Annotated in this window: 22 protein-coding genes; 10 read left to right on the top strand and 12 right to left on the bottom strand. The window is 70.8% G+C overall.

Annotation, left to right across the window (positions count from 1 at the left end):
* Positions 1 to 218: 218 nt before the first annotated feature.
* Positions 219 to 848, bottom strand: coding sequence for a transposase (locus KHA85_RS06650; RefSeq protein WP_368858494.1), 630 nt, complete (start codon positions 846 to 848; stop codon positions 219 to 221).
* A 131-nt stretch (positions 849 to 979) separates the two neighbouring features.
* Between KHA85_RS06650 and KHA85_RS18455 the strand changes: the two genes are divergently transcribed.
* The 3 genes from KHA85_RS18455 to KHA85_RS06640 are packed head-to-tail and all read left to right on the top strand — an operon-like array spanning position 980 to position 4,985.
* The gene (locus tag KHA85_RS18455) at positions 980 to 2,311 is read left to right on the top strand and encodes a hypothetical protein (protein ID WP_236885293.1); all 1,332 of its coding nucleotides are present in this window, start codon (positions 980 to 982) and stop codon (positions 2,309 to 2,311) included.
* A complete protein-coding gene (locus KHA85_RS18450) occupies positions 2,245 to 3,813 on the top strand; it encodes an SbcC/MukB-like Walker B domain-containing protein (RefSeq protein WP_308936883.1) in 1,569 nt (522 codons plus the stop codon). The genes KHA85_RS18455 and KHA85_RS18450 overlap by 67 nt, the downstream gene beginning before the upstream one ends.
* Positions 3,810 to 4,985 (top strand): Wadjet anti-phage system protein JetD domain-containing protein, encoded by a 1,176-nt coding sequence (locus KHA85_RS06640; RefSeq protein WP_236885292.1) that lies wholly within the window; start codon positions 3,810 to 3,812, stop codon positions 4,983 to 4,985. Before KHA85_RS18450 ends, KHA85_RS06640 begins: the two co-directional genes overlap by 4 nt.
* On the opposite strand, the gene KHA85_RS06635 is transcribed toward KHA85_RS06640, so the two are convergent.
* Together KHA85_RS06635 and KHA85_RS06630 are read right to left on the bottom strand one after the other, a co-directional pair.
* Positions 4,982 to 5,962, bottom strand: coding sequence for a virulence RhuM family protein/type II toxin-antitoxin system death-on-curing family toxin (locus KHA85_RS06635; protein WP_131885486.1), 981 nt, complete (start codon positions 5,960 to 5,962; stop codon positions 4,982 to 4,984). The two genes, KHA85_RS06640 and KHA85_RS06635, sit on opposite strands and share 4 nt — an antisense overlap.
* A 42-nt stretch (positions 5,963 to 6,004) precedes the next feature.
* On the bottom strand, positions 6,005 to 6,754 hold the full coding sequence (locus tag KHA85_RS06630) for a DUF7064 domain-containing protein (protein WP_131885487.1): 750 nt from the start codon (positions 6,752 to 6,754) through the stop codon (positions 6,005 to 6,007).
* Between KHA85_RS06630 and KHA85_RS06625 the strand changes: the two genes are divergently transcribed.
* The 3 genes from KHA85_RS06625 to KHA85_RS06615 all read left to right on the top strand — a co-directional run bounded on the left by KHA85_RS06625 (position 6,741) and on the right by KHA85_RS06615 (position 8,626).
* Positions 6,741 to 7,073, top strand: coding sequence for an Rv3169 family protein (locus KHA85_RS06625; RefSeq protein ID WP_131885488.1), 333 nt, complete (start codon positions 6,741 to 6,743; stop codon positions 7,071 to 7,073). The genes KHA85_RS06630 and KHA85_RS06625 overlap by 14 nt on opposite strands.
* Before the next feature lie 166 nt (positions 7,074 to 7,239).
* Complete coding sequence (locus tag KHA85_RS06620; protein ID WP_131885489.1) at positions 7,240 to 8,100, top strand: Bax inhibitor-1/YccA family protein; 861 nt, start codon at positions 7,240 to 7,242, stop codon at positions 8,098 to 8,100.
* Positions 8,101 to 8,428: 328 nt separating this feature from the next.
* On the top strand, positions 8,429 to 8,626 hold the full coding sequence (locus KHA85_RS06615; RefSeq protein WP_131885491.1) for a hypothetical protein: 198 nt from the start codon (positions 8,429 to 8,431) through the stop codon (positions 8,624 to 8,626).
* Positions 8,627 to 8,720: 94 nt separating this feature from the next.
* Here the strand turns inward: KHA85_RS06615 and KHA85_RS06610 are convergent, their stop codons facing one another.
* From KHA85_RS06610 to KHA85_RS06585, 6 genes are all read right to left on the bottom strand, one after another.
* A complete protein-coding gene (locus KHA85_RS06610) occupies positions 8,721 to 9,941 on the bottom strand; it encodes an acetyl-CoA C-acetyltransferase (protein ID WP_131885493.1) in 1,221 nt (406 codons plus the stop codon).
* Between the two features lie 49 nt (positions 9,942 to 9,990).
* Positions 9,991 to 11,175, bottom strand: a complete 1,185-nt coding sequence (locus KHA85_RS06605) for an SGNH/GDSL hydrolase family protein (RefSeq protein ID WP_007630158.1) — start codon at positions 11,173 to 11,175, stop codon at positions 9,991 to 9,993.
* Positions 11,172 to 12,491 (bottom strand): McrC family protein, encoded by a 1,320-nt coding sequence (locus tag KHA85_RS06600; RefSeq protein WP_308936882.1) that lies wholly within the window; start codon positions 12,489 to 12,491, stop codon positions 11,172 to 11,174. Before KHA85_RS06600 ends, KHA85_RS06605 begins: the two co-directional genes overlap by 4 nt.
* Positions 12,488 to 14,752: an AAA family ATPase gene (locus KHA85_RS06595; RefSeq protein ID WP_213185206.1), complete on the bottom strand. Its 2,265-nt coding sequence runs from the start codon at positions 14,750 to 14,752 to the stop codon at positions 12,488 to 12,490. The genes KHA85_RS06600 and KHA85_RS06595 overlap by 4 nt, the downstream gene beginning before the upstream one ends.
* A gap of 93 nt (positions 14,753 to 14,845) precedes the next feature.
* On the bottom strand, positions 14,846 to 15,343 hold the full coding sequence (gene greA / locus KHA85_RS06590; RefSeq protein ID WP_007630145.1) for a transcription elongation factor GreA: 498 nt from the start codon (positions 15,341 to 15,343) through the stop codon (positions 14,846 to 14,848).
* A gap of 135 nt (positions 15,344 to 15,478) precedes the next feature.
* On the bottom strand, positions 15,479 to 15,937 hold the full coding sequence (locus tag KHA85_RS06585) for a DUF4307 domain-containing protein (RefSeq protein WP_131885497.1): 459 nt from the start codon (positions 15,935 to 15,937) through the stop codon (positions 15,479 to 15,481).
* A 137-nt stretch (positions 15,938 to 16,074) separates the two neighbouring features.
* Here KHA85_RS06585 and mca point away from each other — a divergent pair, with 137 nt between their 5' ends.
* Positions 16,075 to 16,998 (top strand): mycothiol conjugate amidase Mca, encoded by a 924-nt coding sequence (mca, locus tag KHA85_RS06580; RefSeq protein ID WP_131885499.1) that lies wholly within the window; start codon positions 16,075 to 16,077, stop codon positions 16,996 to 16,998.
* A complete protein-coding gene (locus KHA85_RS06575) occupies positions 16,995 to 17,321 on the top strand; it encodes a hypothetical protein (RefSeq protein ID WP_007630142.1) in 327 nt (108 codons plus the stop codon). The genes mca and KHA85_RS06575 overlap by 4 nt, the downstream gene beginning before the upstream one ends.
* A 50-nt stretch (positions 17,322 to 17,371) precedes the next feature.
* On the opposite strand, the gene KHA85_RS17870 is transcribed toward KHA85_RS06575, so the two are convergent.
* Both KHA85_RS17870 and KHA85_RS06565 read right to left on the bottom strand, forming a co-directional pair.
* Positions 17,372 to 17,794, bottom strand: a complete 423-nt coding sequence (locus tag KHA85_RS17870; protein WP_308936881.1) for an NAD(P)H-dependent oxidoreductase — start codon at positions 17,792 to 17,794, stop codon at positions 17,372 to 17,374.
* A 285-nt stretch (positions 17,795 to 18,079) separates the two neighbouring features.
* Positions 18,080 to 19,330 (bottom strand): LLM class flavin-dependent oxidoreductase, encoded by a 1,251-nt coding sequence (locus KHA85_RS06565; protein WP_213185205.1) that lies wholly within the window; start codon positions 19,328 to 19,330, stop codon positions 18,080 to 18,082.
* A 402-nt stretch (positions 19,331 to 19,732) separates the two neighbouring features.
* On the opposite strand from KHA85_RS06565, the gene KHA85_RS06560 reads away from it, so the two are divergent.
* Entirely contained in the window at positions 19,733 to 20,734 is a 1,002-nt protein-coding gene (locus KHA85_RS06560; protein ID WP_308936880.1) for a nuclease-related domain-containing protein, read from the top strand.
* 42 nt (positions 20,735 to 20,776) lie between these two features.
* Here KHA85_RS06560 and KHA85_RS06555 read toward each other — a convergent pair whose 3' ends face one another.
* A complete protein-coding gene (locus tag KHA85_RS06555) occupies positions 20,777 to 22,120 on the bottom strand; it encodes an HNH endonuclease signature motif containing protein (RefSeq protein WP_213185204.1) in 1,344 nt (447 codons plus the stop codon).
* A 394-nt stretch (positions 22,121 to 22,514) separates the two neighbouring features.
* Between KHA85_RS06555 and KHA85_RS06550 the strand changes: the two genes are divergently transcribed.
* Complete coding sequence (locus tag KHA85_RS06550) at positions 22,515 to 23,588, top strand: 3-deoxy-7-phosphoheptulonate synthase (RefSeq protein ID WP_213185212.1); 1,074 nt, start codon at positions 22,515 to 22,517, stop codon at positions 23,586 to 23,588.
* Positions 23,589 to 23,599 lie beyond the last annotated feature (11 nt).

The raw sequence follows: 23,599 nt of genomic DNA, 5'->3' as shown, positions 1-23,599 counted from the left end.
GAGCTAGCCAGGGGGCGGGCTGGGCTAGGAGACTGCTGAACAAGGCGCTATTGGGGTTGGCGGTCGTGTGAGCGGCGGGCCCGGGCGTCACCGGTGGGATGGCGAGCGGCGTTTTAGGTGAGCACTCTGGGTGCGACGACCGAGGGCCTTCGGTCCACTTGATGTGATTATGCGCGGTCTCACCGGCCATCGGCGAGAGGCGGCTCCCTAACTGCTGGTCAGGCCAGGGCCCAAGCTCCGTTCTGGTGGGTCAGGCCCATGGCTAGCAGTCGACGTAGGTTGAGGGCGGCGGCGCGGTGGTGGAGCCAGCTGTTGTTCTTATCCACCCCGCGATAGGGCACTCGTCGGGCGCCTCGGGTGAGCCAGGCGATGGAGCGTTCCACCATCGGGCGATGCTGCCGGTAGGTGGCCCGGAAGTCCTCGCCCTGTGCGCGCTGGCGGTGCTGGCGTTGCAGCACATGGTGCTCGCCCAGCAGCACCGAGCGGCCGGATTGTGAGGTGGTGCACCGCTGGCGCAGCGGACACTGCCGGCAGGCCGCACCGAACTTCGCCCGGCCCTGCGGCGACACTGTCCGCGTGACATCAGCCGGGCAGGTCAACGTGTTTGCCGCGGCATCGAAGGTGAAGTCATCCAGACCAAACCCGCCCTCCACAGCGGGCCTGGTCGGCCAGGGTTTGACCAGGGGCAGCCACTGCTTTCCGGCGAGGGTGGCCAGCATGTCTCCGGTGGCGTACGCCGAGTCTCCGAGCACTTCAATGTGTTCGACGTCTGTAGTGGTGGGATCTGTGGTCACCAGGTCCGCACCGACGGCGGCGTCGGAATTGTCCGGACCGCTGGCCCGAGTCAGCCGGGCCGCAGTGTCAGCCCTGGCGGCGGTTCGTCACGGCACAGCGGGCGCTGTCGATCAGCGCGGACTTCTCGGACTTCGGCTCCGACCTCGGCGACCTGGTCAAGCGTCTGCGCGCCGGCGGGGCGAGCGTGGAGAAGGACTTCCCGGCCTACGGGCGCACCATGCGGCGGCTGCTGGGCATCCGATCCGAACAGGCCATCGAGCTGTTCCACCAGACCATCTCCATGAAGGCGGTCGGGGACCTCAACGACTTCGTCCGCGTCCACATGCTCGAGCCGGCCGACGCAGACGAGAAGGTGGACAAGATCCTCGCCCACTTCGAGGACCTGACCAAGGCCCACGAGGCCGTGCAGCGTGCCCGCGCGCAGCTCGACCTGCTGGGCCCGCTGGTGGAGTCGGCGCAGAAGTACGACGCGGCGGTGGCGGCGCGGACCTCGCTGCAGGAGGAATCCGTGGCCGTGCGCCCGTTCTTCGCCGACCTGCGCATCGCACTGCGCACCGCGGAACGGGAGCGACTCCGGGCGGAGATCGCCGGTGCCACGGCGGACCTGGAGCGGATCCGCGGCGAGCAGGTCGCACTGACCGTGGAACGGGACGAGCTGATCGAGGCCAAGGCCCGGGCCGGCGGGGACCGCATCGGAGAACTGGAGCGCGAAGCCCGGGAGGCGCGCGCTGCGGCCGAGGACCGACGTCGCCGTCGTCAGGGGTTCGACGCGACGGTGACCAACGCCGGCCTGGGCGAGGTGTCCGACGCCGGCGGCTTCGCCTCCCTGGCCACCGAGGTGGAGCGGCGGCGCGCGGAGCTGGAGGCGGAGGCCGCGGAGATCCAGGAACGGCATCGTGCCGCCGTACTGGACCACGGGCGGCGGAACACCGAGCGCAGGGAGATCGCCGAAGAGCTCGAGGAGCTGGCGTCGCGGCGCAGCAACCTGCCTCGGGAGCAGCTGCAGGTGCGGGCCGAGCTGTGCGCAGACCTCGGGATGAACGAGGACGAGTTGCCGTTCGCCGGCGAGCTGCTCGACGTGGCGGAGGAGAACGCGGTCTGGCGCGGCGCGGCCGAGCGGGTGCTGCGAGGATTCGCACTCTCGCTGCTGGTGCCACAGGGTCGATACGCGGATGTGGCCGGCTGGGTCAATGGTCGGCACCTCACGGCGCGGCGCGGCGACGGCTCCAGGTTCGGCGTGCGGCTGGACTACCTGCGCGTCCCCGAGCGGCACGTGGCGCTCCAGCTACCCGACGCAGCCGGACTGCTGCTGGCGGACACCATCGAGATCGCCGAGACACCCTGGCGCGACTACCTTCGCACCGAGCTCTACAGGCGTGCGGACCACCGGTGCGCCGAGTCGATCGAGGAGTTCCGGGCAGCCGACCGCGCCGTGACCAGGGAGGGCAGGTGCGCTCGCGGGAGCACCACGTCAAGGACGACCGGCGGCGCGTGGACGACCCCCGCGGCTGGGTGATGGGCTGGCGTAATGCGCGCAAGATCGAGGCGCTCACCGCGCGGCGGGAGGAGCTCACGGAACTGGTGGCCGAACTCGCCGAGGTCGTGGACGAGCTCGCCGACGTGCAGCGGGTGGTGACCGGCCGACTGCAGGCTCTGGCGACGCTGGCTGCCTACGACTCGTGGCGGGACCTGGACTGGGCCCAGGCGCTACAGCGGGCCGAGGCGGCGGAGGCCGAGCGCGCACGATTACTCGACGGCAGCGACGAGCTGGCGGAGATCGAGCGGCGCATGGAGGAGGTGGGCCGGCGCCTGGGCGAACTCACCGACCGGGAGCGTGAGCAGGTGGGCGCCGTGAGTCGTCTGAAGACCCGCGAGGCGCACGAAGCCACGCAGATCCAGCGCGACGGCCGCGTGCTGGCCGAGCTCGAGGCGGCCCAGGCCGGGGCGCTCGACGCCGCGCGTGCGGTGTTCCCGCGGATCGAGGTCCGGCTGGGCTCGGTCCCCGCGACTGCCGACGACGCGACCGACGCCGAGTCCCGGATCCGCGACGCCGTGGCAAGGGAGACCGAGTCCACGCAACGCGAGATCAACGGGCATACCACCGGCCTGCTCCAGCGGATGGGGGAGGTCCGCCGCCGGTGGCCCGAGCAGACCACCGAGATGGACGAGTCGGTGGAGGCCCGCGGTGAGTACGTGCGCTTCCACGAACAGGTGGCGGGCGACGACCTCCCGCGCTTCGAGGGCGAGTTCGCCCGGCAGCTGCGTACCAACGCGATCCGCGAACTGGGCGCGTTCAACAGCTGGCTGCAACACCAGGCCGCCGAGATCCGGGAGAAGCTGGACCGGATCAACGAGGCGCTCGGCGCGATCGACTTCAACCCCGGCCGGTATGTGCGACTCGACCCCGAGAACACGGTCAACCAGGACGTCCGTGACTTCCGCGCCGACCTCCGCGCCGTGACCGACCACGTCCTGGGGGAGGACGAGCAGTACTCCGAGGCGCGCTACGAGGAGGTGCGACGCATCCTCGAGAGGCTCCGAGGCCGCGAGGGCCACACCGAGACCGACCGCACCTGGCGGGCCCGCGTCACCGATGTCCGCAGCTGGTTCACCTTCTCCGCCACCGAACGCGACCGCGACACCGACGAGGTGTGGGAGTTCTACCGCGACTCGGACGGCAAGTCCAGCGGCCAGAAGGAGAAGCTGGCGTACACGATCCTCGCGGCCTCGCTGGCGTACCAGTTCGGGCTCGACTGGGGCGTCGACAAGGCCGGCGACTTCCGCTTCGCCGTGATCGACGAGGCCTTCGGCCGCGGCTCCGACGCCTCCACCCGCTACGCCCTGGACCTGTTCGCCAAGCTGGGCCTCCAGCTGCTCATCGTGACCCCCTTGCAGAAGGTGCACGTGATCGCCCCGTACGTGCAGGCGATCGGGTTCGTCAACAACATCGAGGGGCGCTATTCGCAGGTGGTCACCATGACCACCGAGGACTACCTCGAGCAGAGCGGCCGGTCATGATGCCCACCGCCCCGCGCCGCTGGCGCACGCCCGCCGACATCTGCGCCGCCGTCGAGCGGCGCTGGAAGGACGGGTCGCTCCTGCGGGCCCACGCGCGGGGCGAGGCCTTCCCCGTCGTCGACCTCCCCCTGAACGGGCCGCGGGCAGGTGAAATCGGGGACCGGCTCGGCGAGGTCGAGGAGTGGATGACCTCTCTCGAAGTCGGCAGCCGCGCCGGCACCCGCTACGGGCTCGTCCACACCGAGGTCGGTGGGCGAGCTGTCGGGCGCAACCGCCTTCCCGCCCGGGCCGTGATCGGCGATTTTGCGCAGGCCTGGGCGCTCCTCGGAGTCCGAGACGACGTGGCGGCCTACGAGGGCATGCTCGCCGCCGCGGACGAGGAGAGCAACCCCGCGGTCCGCGCCTGGCTGCTGGCCAAGCCGCTCACCGCGCTCCGTTACGCGCCGGAGTGGCCGCAGATCCTCGCCGCCTATCACTGGCTCAGCGCAGCCCGCGACAGCGGCAGGTACCTCCGGCAGATCGACGCGCCCGGCGTGGACACGAAGTTCGTGGAGAACCGCCGCGGCGTGCTGGCCGCGCTGCTCGGGGTGTCCGGCACAGCCGCCGGGTTCCTCCGCGACCTCGGCCTGGCGGTCAAGCCGGAGTACCTCCGACTGCGCGTCGCCCCAGGGCTGCTCGACCTGCCGGCGACCGAGCTGTCCCTGCGGTGCGAGGAGCTGCCCGGGCTCGACCTGCCGATCCGCACGGCGGTGATCGTGGAGAACGAGGTCACCTACCTCACCGTGCCCGTGCCCGGCGACGGTGTGGTGATCCGGGGCGCCGGTTTCGACGTGGCCCGCCTCGGCCGCTGGCCCGCGCTTGCCGGGGCCGAGGTGCATTACTGGGGCGACCTGGACACGCACGGCTTCGCGATCCTGCACCGGCTCCGCGCCCACCTGCCCCGGGTCTCGTCCTTCCTCATGGACGAAAAGACCCTTCTCGCGCACCGCGACCGGTGGGGCAGCGAGTCCGCGCCGACGCACGTCGCGCTCGGACTACTGACGCCCGCCGAGGCCGCGGTCTACGACGACCTGGTGACCGACCGCCACGGCGAGAGGATCCGGCTCGAGCAGGAGCGGATCGACTGGGCGTGGGTGCTCGGCCGACTTCCAGGCTCGCGACACGGCCCTTAGCGGGACTGGGTCGCGTGGTTTCCACCCTCGGTGATCATCCTGACGATCAGAGCCGTCATGAGGTCCTTCTCGCGCGGGTCGCTCATGGCGACCAGAAGTGTGATCGCCGCGAGCGCGTTGTTCGAGATCGCCGGACTGCCCCGGGCGCGGTCGAGGATCCCGTTGCGTTCCAGGAAGGTGACGAACAGCGCTGCCGCACTTCGCTTGTTCCCGTCGGAGAGCGGGTGGTCCTTGACCACGAGGTACAGGAGATGGGCGGCTTTGTCCTCGACCGTGGGGTACAGGTCCTGCCCAGCGAAGCTCTGATAGAGGGCGGCGAGGATGCCGTCCAGTGCGTCGCCACGCTCGTTGCCCAGGAGCCGGTCCTCAGGGAATTGGAGCGCGACCCGGTCTATGACCCGACGAGCCTCGTCCAGCGTGAGCGTCCATTCCGGCACGGCACTCGGTGCCGGGTCGAGGCAGCCCTCGTCGTAGTCCCGCAGAAGCGTGAGCCCAGGAAGATAAGCGGCGAGAACGTCAGCGACACCCGCGACCAGCGCGTCATCGGAACGGGCCAGGATCTGCACGACGGAACCAAGTTGCTCCAACCTCCGGGAGTTCAGCGTGTATCCCTGGACAAGATGCTCTCGCAGACGTGCAGTCGCCCACATCCGGAACCGAGTGGCCGTGCGGCTCTTGACCCGGTATCCGACGGAGATGATGACGTCGAGATTGTAATGAGACACGTCACGAGCGACCCGCCTCGGGCCCTCGAGTCGAACCTGTCGGAATTTCCGACAGGTTGCTTCTTCGATGAGCTCGCCCTCGTCGTAGACATGCTGGATGTGCTCCACGATGTTCGTCCGCGAACTCTGGAACAGCTCGGCAATCTGCTGCTGACTGAGCCAGACGGTGTCCGCCTCGAACGTCACCTCGACGGCGGGCAGGCCGTCTTCTCGCTGGTAGAAGAGTATTTCTCCGGTGCGCTCAGTGCTCATGTCCCGCATCATTCCACGACGGTCGGACACCGCTGGCTCCAGTCAGTCCAGCACGAACTCCCACTCGATCCAGCCGCGCCCGCGGCGCCCGTCGGAGGCGGCGAAGTCCGCCATGGCGCGCACGAAGTGGGCGACCCTGCCCTCCTCGGAGACCAGCAGGATGTTGCCGTAGGCCAGCGGCTCCACGGTGAAGCTCAGGTCCACGTCCGCGAGCGTGAACTCGGCGCGGGTCAGGCGGCCGTCGCCGTCGTACTCCTCGATGCTCGACCCCTCGCCGAGCTCGGTGATCGCATCGCCCTTCTGGACGTAGCCAAAGGCGAAGGGCATGTCGCGCGTCACCACCGAATGGACCTTGGTCCCGGCGGTGAACCCCTCGCCGTCATCGAGCCGGAAGGCGTTCCACATCCACGGCAGCCCCCACCAGTCGCGGTTGGCCCACGAATGGTCGCGCTGACCGTCGCCGGCAAAGGGGACCTCCTCGCCGTCGATCGTCACGGTGCCGGTGACGCGGCACGGCATCTCGTAGCGGGTGGTCACGGTCCACTGGTAGTCGATGCCGTCGGTGACCCACGTCAGCTCGGCGCGCACCCGGGTGGGCGTGCCGGGCTCGCCGCGCAGGATCGCGCCGGGGTCCGGGTAGGTGTGCGCGGTGCCGTCGACGACGACGCGATACGTCCGTAGAGGCTCGACGGTCTCGAAGGTGGCTGTGTAGTCGCCGGCCTCCACGGTGTACGTCAGCCCCTCGCGGACCGGCAGCGGCGCCTGCGGATCGGACAGGATGATCGACGGCATCCCGGGACGGACGATCGCGGCGGGGGAGCCGCTGCTGCTCGAGGTGGAGACCCTGGGCTTCGTGCCCCTGGCCCAGGGCTGCGGCTACGTGGGCGACACCCGCTGGACGCACGGGCAGTGGAAGGGCCGCGGCTGGTCGGAGTCGGTGGAGTACGACCTCACCGCACCCGAGCACGTCTCGATGTTCCCCTACGGCGTGCTCGACCACATCGCCCGCGCCCGGCTCGGCAGCGACGAGGGCTGGGGCATGTTCGAGCACGCCTCCATGGGCCGCCACGACCCCTCCGGTTTCCGCGACTACCTGCACATGGCGGAGTGAGGGGCCGGGGCGCACTGAGGGCCGGAGGCGGCACGTTTCCTGAGAAATCATTGACCATCGGGAACATCCGTCAACTCCGGCGCGTTCCACATGTACGAGTGATTCGTCGGTGACCCGGCGGGGACTCTCGATACCGACCTTCCCCGACAAACTCGAAGGGACCTCGATGCGCAGCAGCAGCAACCCGGTCTTCAGCTCACTGTCCGAATCCAGTGCGCGCGGAGCCACCCAGTTCGGCGGCGCCAACCGCGCCGCGTTCCAGCAGGGCCAGTACGGCCAGCCGGGCTTCGGCCAGCCGGGCTACGAGCAGGGCTTCGGTGCGCCGCAGGCCCGAGCCGACATGCGCCCCATGACGATCGACGACATCGTCACCAAGACCGCCGTCAGCCTGGGCTTGCTCAGCGTCGTCGGCCTCGTCGCCTTCTACTTCGCCTCCCTCAACCCGGGACTGACCCTCCCGCTGCTGCTCGTCGGCGGCCTCGGCGGCTTCGTCGTGGTGCTCATCGCCACCTTCGGTAGGAAGATGGACTCCGCGCCCATCACCCTGACGTACTCGGCGCTCGAGGGCCTGTTCGTCGGCGCCGCCACGTTCCTCTTCACCGCGGGCCTCGACGCCGGCGGCGTCCTGGGCGCGGTCGGTAGCGCCATCCTCGGCACCATCGGTGTCTTCGTGGGCATGCTGTTCGTCTACAAGACCGGCGCCATCCGCGTGACCCCCAAGTTCACGCGCTTCATCACCGCCGGCATCGTCGGTGTCCTGTTCGCCGCGCTGGGCAGCATCGTCCTGAGCTTCTTCACCGGCGGCAGCAACCCGCTGTACGACGGCGGCCCGCTCGCCATCGGCTTCTGCCTCCTGTGCATCGGCCTCGCCGCGTTCAGCTTCCTGCTGGACTTCGACAACGCCGATCGCCTCGTCCGTGCAGGCGCCCCGGCCACGATGGCGTGGGGCGTGGCCCTGGGCCTGGTCGTGACGCTGGTCTGGCTGTACATCGAGATCCTGCGCCTCATGAGCTACTTCCGCGACTGACAACCCGGTCGGCACGCACCCCGCGCGCAGCGCGTCCGCGGCCCCGGCACCCTGCCCCAGGGAGGCCGGGGCCGCGGCGATTCTGGGGTCGGGGAGGCCGTCCCGCGGTGGTTGTGCACCCCTTTCGTCGCCTGGCGCCGGGGTTGTGCATCCGTTATGTCGTCGAACGGAAGCGCAACCGGGCGGGGTGCCGACGAATCGGAAGCACAACTGCCAGAAGCCCCCTGGCCGGACGCGCTCGACCGGCGACCGGCGGAAGCGACCCCGTCGTGGCCGCTCGCGGAGTAAAGTAGCGCCCCGTCACATCCCGCGACGAGAGGAACTCACCATGATGCCCACGCGTCCGACCGGCCCCCTCGGCGGCTTCCTGGCCGACCTGTTCGACGCCGCCGTCACCGGCCTGGCCGCCGCGAGCTCGGCTGTCGGGAGCGACTTCGAGCAGGTCGTGTACGACAACGCGTCGGTGGGGATCGCCCTCATCCCGTTCGCCGTGGGCAGCGGCCTGCTGGACCAGGCCGGTATCTGAGACGGCACGGCCCACATCCGCGCGACCGGACAGACGACGAGCCCCGCACCTGCTCAGAACAGGTGCGGGGCTCGGGCGTACCGCCCGCGGGGGATCAGCTCAGGCGCTCGAGCACCATCGCCATGCCCTGGCCGCCGCCGACACACATGGTCTCGACGCCGAACTGCTTGTCCTCGGCCTGCAGGTTGTTGATGAGCGACGCGGTGATGCGGGCGCCGGTCATGCCGAACGGGTGGCCGAGCGCGATGGCGCCGCCGTTGACGTTGAGCTTGTCCTCGTCGATGCCCAGCTCGCGGGCGGAGCCGAGCACCTGGACGGCGAACGCCTCGTTGATCTCGAACAGGTCGATGTCGGAGATCGACTTGCCGGCGATGCGCAGGGCGTTCTTGACGGCCTGGATCGGCCCGAGGCCCATGATTTCCGGCGACAGGCCGGACACGCCGGTGGAGACGACGCGCGCGAGCGGGGTGAGACCGAGCTCCTTGGCCTTGGTGTCGGACATGATCACCAGGGCGGCGGCGCCGTCGTTGAGCGGGCAGCAGTTGCCGGCCGCGACGGTGCCGTCGGGACGGAAGACCGGCTTGAGCTGCGAGATCTTCTCGTAGGTGGTGCCGGGGCGCGGGCCGTCGTCAGCGGTGACGACGGTGCCGTCGGGCATGGTCACAGGGGTGATCTCGTTGGCGAAGTGGCCACGCTCGACGGCCGCGACCGCGCGGTTCTGCGACCGCACACCCCAGTGGTCCTGCTCCTCGCGGGTGATGCCGGTGATCTGGGCGACGTTCTCGGCGGTCTGGCCCATCGGGATGTACACGTCCGGCAGGACGCCCTGGTCACGCGGGTCGGTCCACACGTCGGCGCCACCCTCGGCGCGCTGGGCGGTGCGGGCCTCGGCGTCGGCGAAGATCGGGTTGTGGGTGTTCGGGATGTGGTCCGAGGTGCCGTACTGGAAGTTGGAGACGGTCTCCACACCGGCGGAGATGAACACGTCGCCCTCGCCGGCCTTGATCGCGTGCAGCGCCATGCGGGTGGTCTGCAGCGACGACGAGCAGTAGCGGTTCACCGTGGTGCCGGGGACGGTGTCCATGCCGGCGAGCACGGAGACGACGCGGGCCATGTTGAAGCCCTGCTGGCCGCCGGGCAGTCCGCAGCCCAGCATGAGGTCGTCGACCTGGGCGGGGTCGAGCTCGGGCACCTTGGCCAGTGCCGCCTTGACCATCTGGGCGGTGAGGTCGTCCGAGCGGATGCCCACCAGGGACCCCTTGTTGGCGCGCCCGATGGGGGAACGGGCGTAAGAGACGATCACGGCTTCCGGCATGGAAGGCTCCTTCGTGTCTGGTGGCTGCTTCGTGTGTGGCAGGTGAGGGTCAGGTCTGGTCGGTCGGTTCGCCCGGGTGGGGGTCGTCCCGGGTGAGGCGTGCCAACCGGAGGATCCGGCTCCGTCGCCGGAGGGTGTCCGCGGCCTCGCGGGCATCCCCCGTGCTCTCCGGATCGGCGTCCACGTCCTCATTATGCAGGAACGCGTTTTCGCCCTCGTCGCCCGTGTCCTCGTGGGTGCGGACGAAGTCGGTGAGGCGTTTGGTGAGGCGGGCGACCACGGACTCACGGTGTTCGGCAGGGCCGGAGGCGTCGGCCGGTTCGGCGGCCTCGGCGGCGACGTCCGCGGCCTCGAGTGACGCGGCGGCCTCGGCGGCATCGTGCGGCAGATGCTCCTCGGGCACCTCGTCCCACACGCCCAGCGCCACACAGACCGCGGGCAGCAGCAGGCCGGCGGCGAGCTCGTAGCCGGCCGAGTTGGGGTGGAAGCGGTCGGGGGAGAACAGACTCTCGCCGCGACGGTGGAACTCGGGGGCCAGGGTCTCGGCCAGCGACACCGGGACGCCCCCGGCCCGGCGGACCTGCACGGCCTGCGCGGCGGCCAGTCGCCGGCTGAGCGTGGCCATGACCGACCGCAGCGGCTGCGGCACCGGCTTGATGATGCCCAGGTCCGGACACGTGCCCACCACGACGTGGGAACCGCCGTCACGCAGAGCCTGCACGGCTTCCCCGACGCGGCGGGCCGACGGGCCGATCGCGTTGCGCGAGGTGATGTCGTTGCCGCCGATGAGGATCACGGAGATGTCCGGCCGACCGTGCGCGACCTGCATCGCTTCGACCTGCCCCGCCAGCCCCTTGGAGGTGGCGCCGACGATCGCCTTGATGCTCAACCGGACGTCCCAACCGGCCTCCTCGGCGAGACCGCGGGCCAGCAGGACACCCGGTAGTTCGTCGGGAGAGTCGGCGCCCAGCCCGGCGGCCAGCGAGTCGCCGAAGATCATCATGTGGACGTCGCACGTCATGCCCGGCCGCCACGGATCTGGAGACGCCGCCCCGGGGCGGTACAGCCCGTCGCCGTCGTAGGGGCGGGAGGTGGGCTTCGGGATCACCCGGCGGGCGATCCTGGCCTGCTGTGCGAGCACCTCGTACGCGCCGCGATACGCGCCGACCGTCCCCACCGCGGCCAGCGCGAGACTCACCATGAGTCGGCGGGCGGGATCATCGGCGTCGTTCATCTGGCGTGTCGTCTCCCTTCCGTGCGGTGGCGGGCGGCGGGTGCACATGCGAGGGTGCGCGCGTGCTCGGCCAACTCGACGATAGCCCGACGGCTGTCGGCGGGGCCGCCGGAGAGGTCGACGGGGTACTCGACGATCGAGATGTCCGTGTGCACGATCCGCCGCGGCTGGGGAAAATCGTCACGCCGCTGGGCGGGGTACACCAGGTACGCGCGATCGACGCCGAGCGCCGTGCAGGCGGCCAACAGCCGGTAGTGCTCGGCCGCGCGGGTCCGGCGGTCCGTGGGATAGGTCGGTACGAACGTGGCGACCGGCTCGCCGTCGACCTCGTACACCAACCCGGTCCGCACCGAGATGTGGTCACCGTCCCCCGCGGCGGCGCGGTGACGGCCGGACGGGGTGTCACCGTCGGCCTCGGTACCGGAGTCCAGATTGACGACGGGGTTGTGCAATAGCCGCCCGCCCCGCCCGTCGAGGGCGGCGGTCAGCTCGGCCTCCACGTACCGTTCGAACAGCTCCGGCATCTCGGTGACGAACGCGGCCGACGCCGCGTGGCCGTCCTCGACCTCCACCGAGATGCGCCGCACGATGCGGTCCGCGAGCGACAGCGCGTCCTGGAACCGGGCGTTGAGCCGGCTCGGCGTCCACGCGGGCACCGGCGCCCCCTGGCCGATGAGCGAGGCGTCGGACAACCTGGCGTCGACCATGGCGAGCCGGCGGCGGGTCGCGTCGGGCAGCTCGGGCAGGAACTGCAGGCGGTGTGCGGCCGTGCGCAGGATGCGGTTCTCGGCGATGTCCGGCGTGAACTCGGAGTATGTGACCTCGAGCGGGATGGTCATGCCCGGGTGGCGGCGGATCTGGTCGCCGAGCCGGATCCTGCCGCGCACGGTGGTCAGCGCCTCGTCGACCCTGCGGTACCCCCGCAGCAGCCCGGCGGCCAACGCCTGGTGCGCCAGCCGCGCCATCGACTCGGCGACGGAGGACCACAGCTCGTCGTCGTCCCGCGCCTGGACGGCCGAGGCCAGGAACGCGTCGTCGGCCGCGTGATCCAGCAGGAAGAACAGCTGCGTCAGCCCGAGGCTCGCGGCCGGCAGGACCCGCACGGACAGGCCCTCGACCCGCACCGACCCCACGGCACCGCTGGGGATGAGCCGCCACGTGTCGCGGCCTGCGGGCAGGACCTCCACCAGCCCGGTCTGCGACAGGTGCTGCGCGCCCTCCCAGCTCAGGGTGACGAGCCTGCCCCGACGGTCGAACTCGTCGAACTCCAGGGACATCAGCTCGGACGCCCCCGGACCCGTCGAGGTCGCGGTCACGCCCGCCCGATCTTGCGGCGCAGCGCCGCCAGGCCGAACCGCTCGTGGACCTCGGCGCGGGTGAGCCGCCCGTAGTAGTGCTCCTCGAGGAGCGGCAGCAGGTCGTACCGCCAGATCGCCTCGAGGCCGCCGGGCTCGGTGGCCTGGTCCTTCATGAAGTACGACGGCCCGATCCGCAGGTCGCGGTCGGAGTCGTCGATCTCCGAGTTGAGCGCCTCGAGCAGCTCCGCCGGCTCGGTCGACGCGCCGCGTGCCTCTAGGTGACGGCGCAGCACACCGGCGACCGGCGGGGTGTCGGGGTGCAGTTCCATGAACGCGAAGCGGCGGCGGATGGCCGCGTCGACCATGGCGATCGAGCGGTCCGCGGTGTTCATGGTGCCGATGATGAACAGGTTGCGCGGCAGCCGGAACGACGTGTCGGGGGAGTACTGGGGCAGGACCGTGCGGTCGCGGTACTCGAGCAGGAAGTACATCTCGCCGAACACGCGAGCGAGGTCGGCGCGGTTCATCTCGTCGATGATGAGGAAGCTCGGGTGCTCCCGGCCCGACTCCGACGTCGCGCGCGCGGCCTGCCGACGCAGCGGGCCGGCCTGCAGCGCGAAGCCCGGCTGACCGGATTCGGTGAGGGTGGGGCGGTAGCCCTCGAAGAAGTCCTCGTAGGCGTAGCTCGGGTGGAACTGCACCAGCTGGACGCGGCTCGGGTCGTCGGGACCGGCGAGGAAGCGCGCGAGCTCCTGGGCGAGATACGTCTTGCCGGTACCGGGCGGGCCGTAGAACACGATCTGCTGACGCTGCTGCAGCGTGTCGACGATCTCCTGCAGTTCTTTGCGCGGCATGTGCAGGCCGTCGGCGAGCTCGTCGGTGACCTCGGGCAGCGTGGGCACCGCGCCCGCGGCGGGGGCCTCCGCGACCTGCGACTCGGTGGAGTGGCGCCCCGGGTGCATGGCCGAGAGCAGCGCGTCGAGCCCGTCGGTGAGGTCGACGACCGTGCCGGGCTCGCCGATCAGCTCGGACAGGGGGCTCGGCAGGGACTCGAGATCGAGGGTGACGGCGCTCCACAGCACCGACCGCTCGAGCTGCTGCCCGCCGTCCTCGACGTACCCGAGGTCGTCGGTGAGGGTGCCCAGGTGCAGCTTGGCGTCGGCGACGGTGGCCACCACGTCCTGCGGGCTCATCCGGGACAGGAACGTGTGCAGCTCGGCGGTGAGCTGGAAGCGCGCCTGGTAGTCAAGGTGCGGGTAGCCCTGCTCGACGGCCTGGGAGACCTCTAGCCGGCTGGCGTGGGCGGGGATACGCGGCAGGTGGGAGGCGGGCAGCGCGATGCGGTTCTGCGCGACCCACTGCCCGGACTGGCCGACGCCGCCCCTGCCGGGTCGCACGAGCCACGCGCGGCGGGAGTGGTCGTCGCGGTGCCGCTGCCACTGGTTGGCCACGGAGCCGCGGTACCAGTCCACGGGCTGACCGAGCTGCGCGGACAGCACCTCCGAGATCCGGTGGAGGTCCTGGTCGATGTCGAGCTCGTCGATACCGGACGGCCCGCCGATGAGGTCGGCGAACGCGTCGCGGATCCGCGTCTTGTGCTCGTGCTTGACGATCGGCTGGAAGTAGCCGGGCCACACCAGGTACTGGAGGCTGTAGCGGATGGCCCGCCAGTCGCCGGGCGTCGAGCGCGCGGCCCGCTGGAACTCCCACGGGTCGGACAGGGCCGCGTCGCGGACGGACGCGTCGAGCTCGGCCCAGTGGACGATGAACGAGCACAGCCAGCGCAGGTGCTCCCGCATCTGCACGTTGAAGCCCAGGCCGCCGGTCAGCGGGCCCTTCTCCGTGAGGACCTCGTCGAGGTCGGCGGGGATCTCCGGCGCCTCGTCCATCCAGGACAGCACGTCGCGGACGCGGCCCCGCTTGAGGCGCGCGGTGACGGTGCTCAGCGGAAGTTGCTGGATGTACAGCAGCTCGGCGGCCAGCAGCACCACCGGCCGCGGGGCGCCCTCGAGCTGGTCGTGCAGCGCCTGCATGACCGGGGAGCGGGTCGACCCGGGCGCCGCAGCCCCGGTCGGGCCCGCCCCGCCGCCGGCGGCGCCGTCCTCGGGATCGGCGTCCAGGCGGCGGGCGAGCTCCTCCGCGACCTCGGGGGTCCAGGTGTAGAGATCGTCCTCGAAGGGTGACTGGCCGGTCCGGAGTGCCGGACCCAGGACCCTCGCTGCGGCCGCCTCGATCGTCGGGGCAGGGCCGTGGGGCCTGTCCTGGGAACCGTCTGACACGTTGGAACTCCTGCTACGCCGGCGCTGAGTCGGGCGCGTCTGGGCGACCCGACATTCGTGAAGAACCTACCACCGGGATCTCCACGGAGCAGGTCAGCTCTGGTACGGCTCCGCGGTCACGACGGTGACGGAGACCTTCTTGCCGTTGGGGGCGGTGTACTCGCGGGTCTCACCGTTCTTGGCGCCCAGCACGGCCTTGCCGAGCGGCGAGTCGGGCGAGTAGATCTCGAGGTCGTCCTTGCCGGAGCCCTCGCCGCGGGTGCCGATGAGGAAGGTCTCCTTGGTGTCCTCGTTGCCGTTGTAGTACGCGCGGACGACGGAACCGATGAGCGCGACGCCGGACTCGGTGGGCGTCTCGCCGACCTGGGCGTTGGCCAGCAGGTCGTCGATGGTGCGGATCCGCGCCTCCTCCTGGCCCTGCTGCTCGCGCGCGGCGTGGTAGCCGGCGTTCTCCTTGAGGTCGCCCTCCTCGCGCCGTTCGTTGATCTCGGCGGCGATGACCGGACGGTTCGCGATCAGCGCCTCCTTCTCGGCCATGAGGCGGTCGTACGAGTCCTGGGTCAGCCAGTGGACCTGGGTGTCGTTCGCCATGAGCGCACTCCAATCTGTTCGCGTGCGTGAGTTAAGAAAAACACGGCCCCGCGAAACCGGGAGCCGTGCTGAAGCGCCAATATTAACACAGACGCCGCCGCGCGAGGGCGGCGGTCGGTCGGGCTCCCGGGCGCTCTACCTGCGCAGGTAGTCCGGGACGTCCTCGCCGCAACCGTAGACGTCGGCGATGAACGCACGGTCGGTGGTGAACACCGACGCGGTGATCTCGACGGTGCCGTTCTCGGACGGAGGAACGTAGACCTCACGCCGGCCCAGCTCGCCCTTGGACTCCTCCTGAGCCCGGATGATGCAGTAGGCGGGGGTGCCCGGTTCCTCGCGGGTGACGGTGAACGTGAGGTCGACCCGGCCGGAGTCCACGACCTCCACGCCGGTCGCCTCGCCCGAGATGTCGGGCGTCTGGTTGAGGCGGTACATCGTCACCACGCCGGCCACCAGCAGCGCGCCCACGAGCAGGACGAGGAGAACGGCGACGACCTTGCCGGCCAGGCCCGAGCCGCGGTCGGCGTCGGCGTACCGGTCGGCGGGCGGCCCCACGGGGCGCTGCGACGGGGCGTCCGACCTCGGCTCACTCATGGGGGCCAGGGTATCCGGGCGCGTCGGCGACGACGGTCGGGGGTCCACCGGGGCACGGGCCGGGGGCACGCCGCGCGACGACGCCCATAGAATGGTGCGGTCCTCCACCTACTCGAGAAGAACGGCAGGTGCACCCGATGGCCGGTCTGCGGCTGATGGCGGTCCACGCCCACCCCGACGACGAGTCGTCCAAGGGGTCGGCGACCATGGCCAAATACGTCGCGGAGGGTGTCCACGTGCTGGTCGAGACGTGCACCGGGGGAGAGCGGGGCGACATCCTCAACCCCGCGATGGATCGCCCGGACATCGTCGCGGATCTCCCAGCGGTGCGCGTGCGCGAGATGGCGCGCGCCGCCGACATCCTGGGCGTCGACCACCACTGGCTGGGCTACGTGGACTCGGGGCTGCCCGAGGGGGATCCGTTGCCGCCCCTGCCGGAGGGGTGCTTCGCCCTGGCCGACGACGACGAGGTCACCGAGGCCCTGGTCCGCAGGATCCGTGAGTTCCGGCCACACGTGATGATCACCTACGACGAGAACGGTGGTTATCCCCACCCGGATCATCTGAAGGTGCACTCGGCGTCGATGGCCGCCTACGAGGCCGCCGCGGACCCCACCCGGTATCCGGACGCGGGCGAGCCGTGGGCCATCGCGAAGGTCTACTACACGCACGGCTTCCCCAGGCGCCGCCTCGAGCTGCTCGACGAGGAGCTCTACGCCCGCGACGGCGTCCGCCACTTCGACGAGTTCCTGTCCCGCTGGAAGGACCGTCCGGACGTGATGGAGCGGGTGACCACCCGGGTGGAGTGCGCGGACTACTTCGAGCAGCGCAACTCGGCCCTCCTGGCGCACGCCACCCAGATCGACCCCAACGGCTGGTTCTTCGCCGCGCCGGTGGAGATGCAGCAGCGGGTGTGGCCGACCGAGGAGTTCGAACTGGCAGCCAGTCGGGTGGGCTTTCCTCAGCTCGGTGAGGGAGAATACGAGACAGACCTCTTCGCGGGAGTCGACCCGTCGGTCGAGCTCCCTGTCGGACCGAGCACGAGTGAGGACCCGAGATGATCACCCTGGGACCGGACGTCCAGATCCTGGCGTACGAGTCGGCGATGATCTTCGCTCAGAACCAGTCGCCCGGCACCCCCGGGTACAACGACAACCCGGTCGGCCCCGAGTTCGGCAAGGCCTCGCCGCTCGGCATCCCCCTCGTGCTGCTGCTGCTCATCGCCACGGTCCTGCTGGTGCGCAACATGAACAAGCACATCAAGAACCTGCCGGAGAGCTTCGACGTCGAGAACCCGGCGCCGGACCAGCTCGCCGACGAGGGCACCGACCGCTCGGGAGTGATCGGTGCCCCCGGTAGCGACGAGGTGGGCGACCCGCGCTGACGTCCCGCGGCGTCAGGCGGGCCGGCCGGGTGCCCGGTGCCGCTGCCGGTTCAGCGTCCCAGGAGATCGCCCATCGGGACGAAGTCGCTGAACTCGTCGTCGTCGCCCCGTCGTCCCCGCTTGTCATCCGCGCGCGTCGGCTCGACCGCGCCGGCGGTGACCCCCGCGAACCGCAGCATGTAGTCGCCCAGTTCGGTCCCCACCCGGACGGCGCGCGTCCGTAGCGAGTTCTCGTCGCCCGCGGTGGACACGGCGCCGAAGTCCTCGGCGGCCGCGAACACGGTGGTGGGCACGACGTCGGCCTTGAGGTAGGCGAACATCGGCCGCACCGCGTAGTCGACCGCCAGCGAGTGCCGCGCCGTGCCGCCGGTCGCGCCGAGCGCCACCGGCACCCCGGCGAGGGTGCCCGGCTCGATGACGTCGAACAGCGACTTGAACAGGCCCGAGAACGACTGGTTGTAGATCGGCGTCACCGCGATCAGCCCGTCCGCGCGGCCGATCGCGTCGGATCGCCGCGCTCAGCTTCTCGCCGGGGAAGCGGGTGAACGTCGCGTCGACGACCTCGTGGGCCAGCTCGCGCGCCTCGAGTACCGTCACCTCGACGCGCTGCCCGTGGCGGGCGAGGGCGTCGCGGGTGGCGGAGGTGAGGTGGTCGGCGAGCATCCGCGTGCTGGAGGGAACGGAGGTGCCCGCGGTGACGACGACGAGGTTGAGCGACCGCTCGTCAGGGGCGGTGTGGTCGGTCAGGTGCTCGGAGCTCACTTGGACTCCTTTCCGGCCGGCGCCTCGGCGAGGCGGGCCTGGGTGCGGCGGTTGCGGGCCAGCGACTCCTGCTGTGCCCGCTGCCCGCCCTCGGCGGTGAGGCCCGTCCAGTTGTCGCCGGTGCCGAAGCGGTAGGCGTCGGAGTAGGCGGGCTCGCCGGCGGCGGCCAGCTCGGCGTCACGGGCGGCGACCCGCGCGGCGTGCGTGGGGCCGTCCGGCACGTGGGCCGGGCGCAGGGCGTCGAGCTCACGGCGGAGGGTGGGGACGATCTCGGTGCCCAGGATCTCGATCTGCTCGAGCACCGTCTTGCGCGGCAGGCCGGCGTGGTCGACGAGGAACAGCTGGCGCTGGTAGTCGCCCACGTGCTCGCGCATCGTCATGTAGCGGTCGATGATCTGCTGCGGCGAACCCACGGTGAGCGGGGTCTGTGCGGTGAAGTCCTCGAGCGACGGGCCGTGGCCGTAGACCGGGGCGTTGTCGAAGTAGGGGCGGAACTCGTTCACGGCGTCCTGGCTGTTGGCACGCGCGAAGAACTGGCCGCCCAGTCCGACGATCGCCTGATCAGCCGAGTCGTGGCCGTAGTGCTCGTAGCGGCGGCGGTACAGCTCCACCATCTGCTTGGTGTGGTGGATGGGCCAGAAGATGTTGTTGTGGAAGAAGCCGTCGCCGTAGAAGGCGGCCTGCTCGGCGATCTGCGGCGAGCGGATCGAGCCATGCCACACGAACGGGGCGACGCCGTCCAGCGGGCGGGGCGTCGAGGTGAACTGCTGGAGCGGCGTGCGGAACTTGCCCTCCCATTCCACCACGTCCTCGTGCCACAGGCGGTGCAGCAGCTCGTAGTTCTCGATGGCCAGCGGCAGGCCCTGCCGGATGTCCTGTCCGAACCACGGGTACACCGGGCCGGTGTTTCCGCGGCCCATCGTCAGGTCGACGCGCCCGCCGGACAGGTGCTGCAGCATCGCGTAGTCCTCGGCGATCTTCACCGGGTCGTTGGTGGTGATGAGCGTCGTGGCCGTCGACAGGATGATCTCGCTCGTGCGGCCCGCGACGTAACCCAGCGTGGTGGTGGGAGAAGACGTGACGAACGGGGGGTTGTGGTGCTCACCCAGCGCGAACACGTCCAGACCCACCTGTTCGGCCAGGTTGGCGTACTCGACTATCGCCTCGAGCCGCTCGTGCTCGGTGGGTATGCGCCCGGTGGTGGGGTCCGGGGTGATGTCCGCGATGCTGAAGATTCCGAACTGCATGGTGGTCCCTCTCGTTGTCGATACGCCCAGCCGTGTGTCGATGCGCCCAGCGTACGTTGCTGACATGTCAAACAAAAGGGGGGCCGGCCGTATTCCCCTCATCCGGCGGTGCCGTGGCGACCCGCGCGCGGGGATGCCCGCCGACACTGCCGCCGCCCCTCGCCATGGCGCCTGGCCTGCGCTTCGGTGCGCGCGAGACGCCATGGCGAGGGGCGGCCGCGGGAGCGCGCGGCACGATCAGTGGCGAGTCACCACATCCGCGAGCGGCTGCGGCGGAGGCGTGGCGATCGCCGTTCGCAGTGACTCCGGTCAACCCCCGTCGTGGATGCGGCATTCGACGGATTCGTCGCTATCCGCACCGGAGCGATGTCACGATTCGTGGCATCCGGCAGAGGAGGGCCAGTGACCGAGTGGAAAGTCCGGCGGTGGCGTCGCTACGGCCACGACCGCCTTTACGCGTCGACGCCCGGTGGCACCGACCTCGGCTATCTCGACCTCACGACGGGCCGGTACCGCTCCGACGACATGTCTAACCTGCCATTGCTGCGCCGGGCGATCGAGGACCACCTCGCCGCCCAGCGACCGCCGCATCAGGGCCCCGGAACGACCCCGGCCCCGGCGCCTGGCCCGTCGGCAGCTCCTGGCCCGGCGCCGACGCGGTCCCCGGAGTTGGCGCGTACGGACACGCCCGATGCGGTAGTCCATGGCCGGGTTTCGCCGCCTCCGCCTCCGCCTCCTTCGCCGTCGCAGTCGCCGTCGCCGGGCCCGACCGGACCGAGGTGGCACGATCTCGCGGACGTGCGGGCGGGCGCCTCCGCACGCGAACGCGCGGTGGCCGAGCGTGCGGCGCAGGGCACGATTCGCCACCTGTTCGCCCGGCTTGTCGACGCGAGGACCGACGAGCGAGCGTGGCGGATCGGCGCCGACGGCGAGGAGGCGGTCGCTGAGCAGTTGGCCGGGCTGGGCGTGCACTGGCGCGTTCTTCATGCGGTGCGGGTGGGCGATCGCGGGGCGGACATCGATCACGTGGTGGTCGGCCCGGGTGGGGTGTTCACCGTGAACGCGAAGAACCACCCGAAGGCGTCAGTCTGGGTCGGCGGCGACGTCTTCCTGGTGAACGGCCAGCGCCACGACTATGTCCGCAAGAGCCGTTTTGAGGCGGAGCGGGCGTCCCGGATGCTCGCGGAGCACGTCGGTTTCCCGGTGCCGGTCACGGGCATCATCGCGGTGGTGGGTGCGCGGCGCGGGTTCACGGTGAAGGCTCAGCCGGCGGATGGCGCGGTAGTTGTGGTGCCGCGGCGCGGTATTCGCCGTTTCTTGCAGTCCCGGCCATCGCGATTGGGGCTTCGCGAGATCGACGCGATCCACGAGGTCGCCAGGCGATCGAGTACCTGGCAGCGCTGAGCGCGCCCGGGGGCCGGGCGGGATGTGGTCTGGCGGCGTGGCCTATGACGAGCGATGGCGGCGTTCGGCGCCGGGTGGGTTGGTGAGGTGGCCGTCGTCGGCGATGAGTCGGTCGAGGTGTTGGTGCCAGCGGTGGTCGAGGATGCGGTCGCGGGCCTGGGCCAGGGGGCCGTGGGGTCTGGTGTGGTGTTCGTGTCCGGTCTCGGTGATGATGGTCAGCTCGCCGAGCGGTCCGGGCCGGTAGGCGCAGTGGCCGAAGGTTTTCTCCCGGTGGTGTTTTCGGCACAGGCACACCAGGTTCCATTCGGCGGTGGGCCCGCCCAGCTCGGGCCGTTGGTGGTCGAAGGCGATGACGAGATCGATCTCACAGTCGTGGGCATCGACCGTGCACCCCGGGTGGCGGCAGGTGCCGTCGCGCAGGCGGATGCGTTCGGCCAGGGCGGGGCTGATGCGGTACTTCAGCGCGGCCTCGGGGGTGTCTTCGGTGCCCGGTTGCGGGTCGAGCAGTTCGAACCGGACCTTGGCGTCGCCGCCGGAGAGTAGTTCCTCGCACAGCCAGTCGAAGCTGGCGTAGGCGCCGGTGACGAACTCCACGCGGTTGGGCAGGCCCTGGGTGATGCTGTTGATCACCGAGATCCGGATCGGCTGGTCGGTGCCCCACGAGACCCCCAACGGCGCACGGCCCGCCGCGGCGTCGATGCGGCGGCGTAGTTTCTCGGCGTCGCCGGAGGGCAGGTGGGCCCACATGCTGGTCATGCCGTCGCGTTCGGGCCGGAATCGCACGGTGCGTTTCTCGGCGGCCGCGTCGACCGCGTCGCCGGCGCCCTGAGGGTCGTGGCGCTCGCGGGAGGCGTCGACGGTGGTGTCCAGGGCGGTGCGGCTGGGTCGGTGACCGCCGGCCAGGTCGCGGGTCAGCCGGGCCACGACATCGGATTCGACACCACTGATGATGTCGTCGGGAATGCCGGCCAGGCGGCAGGCGGCGTCGATGGCCAACTGCTCGGGCAACAGCCCCCGCTCCACGGCGTCGCGTAGGCGGGGCAGGCGGGTGTGGATCTGCACGCCGGCGGTGACCAGGTGGCGGGCGTGCCAGCCGGTCAGGGCCATCGCCGCGGCCAGGTGGTGGCGGGCCCGGTCGGCCGGGTCCAGGCGGGCGTGCGCGGGACGGGTATCGGCGTCGGGCTCGCCGTGGGCGGCCTCGTCCAGCGCCTTGAAGCTCTCGACCAGCAGGTGCGCGGCATGCAGCCGGGTGGCCCCGGCCAGGTTCTGCGCCAGCGTCACCGACCGCGCCACTTCGCTCAGCGCCGAGGCGTCCAACGACTCCAACGGCTCGTCCACCGCGCGCAGCGCGCCGAGACCGAACGCCCTCGTCGTCGTCGTATCCACCCGGTCACCCCCCGCCCGCGTCGCACCCTTATCGAACCTGCGATCGATTCTACCGGCGTGTCACTCATAGCACAAGGGTTCGATTGGCGGAGAGGGAGGATGAGCGGGTGGTGATCACGAGGGCGTGAATGGCCACAGCTGATCGGGTTCTGTTACGGTGGTCCGCATGTCGATCGCTCGCGCATATTGGCGCTTTATGTGGGCTCCGGGTGGAGCCCGCGCCGCGAGCGCACGCGTCCGCTAGACGGATCGTCGACACCCGGAGCCCAGAGGCGGTGACCACCATGGTCGCCGCCTTCCGCCTTTCAACAGCGGCGGATCCGGGGGCGACATGGGCACCGAAGAGGATCACGGCACCCGGCCCGCCACCACCGAATCGTCAGGAGCGACCGCCGTGACCATCACCGCCGAGAACCCCACCCAGACCGCCGACAGGCGCGTCCTGTCGTACTCACCGCTGCCGACCCCGACCGAGATCCTCGGCGAGCTCCCGCTCGGAGAGGCCCGCGAGGCGCTGGTCGAGCGGAGTCGGTCCGAGATCGCCGACGTGCTGGCCGGCCGCGATGATCGCCTGCTCGTCGTGGTGGGTCCCTGCTCGGTCCACGACACCGAGGCCGCGCTGGACTACGCCGGACGGCTGGCCGAGCTCGCCGCGGAGACGTCCGAGGACCTGCTCATCGTCATGCGCGTGTACTTCGAGAAGCCGCGCACGACGGTCGGCTGGAAGGGCCTCATCAACGACCCCGCGCTCGACGGGAGCTACGACATCCCGCGCGGCCTGCGTACCGCCCGCAAGCTGCTGCTGGACGTGCTCGACCTCGGACTTCCCGTCGGCACCGAGTTCCTCGAGCCGACCAGCCCGCAGTACATCGCCGACGCCGTGTCCTGGGGCGCGATCGGCGCCCGCACCACGGAGAGCCAGGTGCACCGCCAGCTCGTGTCGGGCCTGTCGATGCCGGTCGGCTTCAAGAACGGCACCGACGGCGAGGTCCAGGTCGCGGTGGACGGGTGCCGGTCCTCGGCGGCGGGACACGTGTTCTTCGGCACCGACGCCGACGGCCGGGCGGCGGTCGTGGAGACGGCGGGCAACACGGACTGTCACGTGATCCTGCGCGGCGGTACCCGCGGGCCGAACCACGACGCCGAGTCCGTCGCAGCCGCGGTCGCGGCCGTGGGCAAGGTCGGGCTGCCGGGTCTCGTGATGGTCGACGCCAGCCACGCCAACTCGGGCAAGTCGCACGAGCGCCAGGCCGAGGTCGTGGCCGAGCTGGCCGAGCGCATCGGCGGGGGAGAGCAGGGCATCTCCGGGCTGATGATCGAGAGCTTCATCGAGCCCGGCGCCCAGTCCGTCGGGGCCGAGGAACTGGTCTACGGGCAGTCCGTCACCGACGCCTGCATGGGATGGGACACCACCGCCGACGGGCTGCGTGCCCTCGCCGCGGCGGTGCGCGCCGGCCGCCGGGACTGACTCCCGCCGGC

This window comes from Dietzia massiliensis (assembly GCF_018390595.1).
In the GTDB taxonomy this organism is placed as follows: Bacteria; Actinomycetota; Actinomycetes; order Mycobacteriales; family Mycobacteriaceae; genus Dietzia; species Dietzia massiliensis.
This window is presented reverse-complemented; position numbering and strand designations above follow the sequence as displayed.